The sequence below is a fragment of the Pseudoalteromonas sp. NH0006-46 genome, from assembly GCF_057547735.1.
Map to the genome: position 1 here is coordinate 1 of NZ_BAAJML010000029.1, position 844 is coordinate 844.

Sequence of the window (844 nt, forward strand, 5' to 3'; positions counted from 1 at the left end):
ATCAATTAACAAGGACAACAAGTTGCCTGTTATTGAGGTGTTATGTTTTTCGTGAGGTTCGATGGGTAATTGGGATAATGCAGTTATAAAAAGCATTATATTTGTTGGCCTTGGTTCAACACTATATCTATTGGTAATGGCATTTGTTGATAGCTTTGAGCTACATGAATTCGCGTTGGTTTTAGTTTTATACGGTACAGGGTATTTGTTTATTTCGTTTGTTGGTTGGGTGTTAATCGGCTTACCAACTCACTATGTGATCTCAAAATATACAAATGCGGCTTATTTTTATTACATTGCCGTTATAGTTGTATTAACCCTAATCTATTGGTTTTTTGCCAATACAGGTTCCGCATTGTTTTTTGGTTCATTTGCAGTAATCCAAGCACTACTATTTCGATACTATGCGTATAAAAAACATAACAAGAATTTAAAGCGGGACTGCTAACAGTTTGCTCGGTTTCGCTTCGCTACACATTTTAGCAAACTATTATCAGCCCCTTAAATGGGCGTTAGTTGCCTCGGAGTATTTGTTTTGAAAGCGAAACCCTGGTTAAAAATTTACGATCAAACATATCAAGATTGTATTGTTGGCAATAGAGAAGGTTTAACCGATTTAAAATTGGCAATTGAAAAAGCATTAGAATCGCGAAACTATAAATTTCCAGAAGAGTTTGATACCGATGTTACGTCGGTATGTCTGTCGGAAATGAACCCCGAAGACGAACCTGTTGCTAAAACTGATAAATATTTAGGGTATTTGATTGGTAGCTTCTTTTTTTGTTGGGGAGTTTTGTTACCAGTATTTGCAATTTATCAACTGTTCAAGGTGTATATAAGCAAC

2 protein-coding genes are annotated in these 844 nt (G+C 35.5%); both read left to right on the forward strand.

Annotation, left to right across the window (positions count from 1 at the left end; translation table 11 throughout):
* The first annotated feature begins 61 nt into the window (after positions 1 to 61).
* Positions 62 to 448, forward strand: coding sequence for a hypothetical protein (locus tag AC27I2_RS19675; RefSeq protein WP_487205261.1), 387 nt, complete (start codon positions 62 to 64; stop codon positions 446 to 448).
* A gap of 87 nt (positions 449 to 535) precedes the next feature.
* Positions 536 to 844, forward strand: a 309-nt coding sequence (locus AC27I2_RS19680) for a hypothetical protein (RefSeq protein ID WP_487205262.1), incomplete at its 3' end; no start/stop codon positions are given.

What these genes read in the sequence shown, in the direction of transcription:
- AC27I2_RS19675 (WP_487205261.1), top strand. Translation starts at nt 62, where the DNA reads ATGGGTAATTGGGATAATGCAGTTATAAAAAGCATTATATTTGTTGGC.